Origin of the sequence: Streptomyces sp. KR55 (assembly GCF_052245645.1) — a bacterium.
Taxonomy (GTDB): Bacteria; Actinomycetota; Actinomycetes; order Streptomycetales; family Streptomycetaceae; genus Streptomyces; species Streptomyces flavusporus.
The window spans coordinates 1-2330 of the sequence record NZ_JBQQCE010000805.1 but is presented as its reverse complement, the minus strand read 5'-3'; the positions used below and the strand labels follow the sequence as shown (position 1 = coordinate 2330).

Below are 2330 nucleotides of genomic sequence, written 5' to 3'. Positions count from 1 at the left end.
AGCGCTCCTTCAGGATGAGGTAGTTGCGCATGCAGCCGGCGGCCGATGCCCACACGCCGTCGAGGTCTTCGGTCCGCGGCGGCTTGAAGTCGAAGTGGCGGGGTCCGTCGTAACCGGCGCTCTCCAGGAGGTCGACCAGCCAGAAGGCGGCGCGCAGGTCACCGGCGCCGAAGCGCAGGTCCTGGTCGTACTTGATGCCGGACTGGCCGTTGAGGTCGATGTGGAAGAGCTTGCCCGCCCACAGGGCCTGCGCGATGCCGTGCGGGAAGTTCAGCCCGGCCATCTGCTCGTGCCCGACCTCGGGGTTGACGCCGTACAGCTCCGGCCGCTCCAGGCGCTCGATGAACGCCAGGGCGTGGCCGACCGTGGGCAGCAGGATGTCGCCACGCGGCTCGTTCGGCTTGGGCTCGATCGCGAAGCGCAGGTCGTAGCCCTGGGAGGTCACGTACTCGCCGAGGAGGTCGAACGCCTCCTTCATCCGGTCGAGTGCGACGCGCACGTCCTTGGCGCCGCCGGACTCGGCGCCCTCCCGGCCGCCCCAGGCGACGTACGTCTTCGCGCCCAGTTCGACCGCGAGGTCGATGTTGCGGATGGTCTTGCGCAGGGCGTAGCGGCGCACGTCGCGGTCGTTGGCGGTGAACGCGCCGTCCTTGAAGACGGGGTGTGTGAAGAGGTTCGTGGTGGCCATCGGCACGGTCATGCCGGTCGCGTCCAGTGCCTGGCGGAAGCGCTTGATGTGCGACTCGCGCTCGGTGTCGGAGGACCCGAACGGGATCAGGTCGTCATCGTGGAAGGTCACTCCGTGCGCGCCGAGCTCGGCCAGGCGCTGCACCGTCTCGACCGGGTCGAGGGCCCGCCGGGTGGCGTCGCCGAACGGGTCCCTTCCCTGCCAGCCGACGGTCCACAGGCCGAAGGTGAACCTGTCCTCGGGGGTGGGCTGGTAGTTCATGCCGCGGCTCCCTTGCTCGCTTGCGACTGTTGCACACGACTATTTCGTCATGGCGGTTTACAAATTAGTATGCAGGAGCACCTCTGGGAAGAGACAAGGTGTCTCCGGAGCCGGAACATGACCCAGAGAGACGTGCCTCACAGCAGCCGCCAGGGCGCGTGAGCCGCAGGAAAGGGAGAGCCCGATGTCAGCAGCCGAGGGTCCGCTCGTCGTCGGCGTGGACACGTCCACCCAGTCCACCAAGGCGCTGGTCGTCGACGCGGCGACCGGCGAGGTCGTGGCGAGCGGCCAGGCGCCGCACACCGTGTCCTCGGGAGCCGGGCGCGAGAGCGATCCGCGGCAGTGGTGGGACGCCCTGTGCGAAGCGCTGCGCCAGTGTGGCGACGCCGCGCACGAGGCCGCCGCCGTGTCCATCGGAGGGCAGCAGCACGGCCTCGTCACGCTGGACGACCGGGGCGAGCCCGTCCGTCCCGCGCTGCTGTGGAACGACGTGCGCTCCGCGCCGCAGGCCCGCCGGCTGACCGAGGAGCTGGGCGGCGCGAAGTTCTGGGCGGACCGCACGGGCTCCGTACCCGCGGCGTCCTTCACGGTCACGAAGTGGGCCTGGCTCGCGGAGCACGAGCCGGAGGCGATCCGCGCGACCAGGGCCGTACGCCTGCCCCACGACTACCTCACCGAACGCCTCACGGGGCAGGGCACGACGGACCGCGGCGACGCCTCCGGGACGGGTTGGTGGGCGTCCGGCAGCGAGTCGTACGACGAGGAGATCCTTGCGCACGTCGGGCTCGATCCGGCGCTGCTGCCGCGCGTGGTCCGGCCCGGTGAAGTGGCGGGCACCGTGCGCGACAGCCACGACCTGCCGTTCTCCAAGGGCACCCTGGTCGCCCCCGGCACCGGCGACAACGCTGCCGCCGCGCTCGGCCTCGGGCTGCGCCCCGGCATGCCGGTGCTGAGCCTCGGCACGTCGGGCACGGTGTACGCGGTGTCGCAGCGGCGCCCGGCAGATCCGACCGGCACCGTGGCGGGCTTCGCCGATGCGCGCGGCGACTGGCTGCCGCTGGCCTGCACTCTGAACTGCACGCTCGCCGTCGACCGCGTCGCGACCCTGCTGGGCCTGGACCGCGAGGCCGTCGAGCCCGGCACGAGCGTCACCCTGCTGCCCTACCTGGACGGCGAGCGCACCCCCGACCTGCCGAACGCCTCGGGGCTGCTGCACGGCCTGCGCCACGACACCACCGCCGGCCAGCTGCTCCAGGCCGCGTACGACGGCGCCGTCCACTCCCTGCTCGGCGCGCTCGACCTGGTCCTCGACGAGGACGCCGACCGCTCGGCACCACTGCTGCTGATCGGCGGCGGCGCCCGGGGCACGGCCTGGCAGCAG

The 2330-nt window shown here is 71.8% G+C and carries 2 protein-coding genes; one reads left to right on the top strand and one right to left on the bottom strand.

Translation table 11 applies throughout. From position 1 onward, the window contains the following. A partial coding sequence (xylA, locus tag ACTWQJ_RS50310; RefSeq protein ID WP_443313031.1) for a xylose isomerase occupies window positions 1–949 on the bottom strand: 949 nt, incomplete at its 3' end. A gap of 184 nt (window positions 950–1133) precedes the next feature. Here xylA and xylB point away from each other — a divergent pair. After that, a partial coding sequence (xylB, locus tag ACTWQJ_RS50305) for a xylulokinase (protein ID WP_443313030.1) occupies window positions 1134–2330 on the top strand: 1197 nt, incomplete at its 3' end.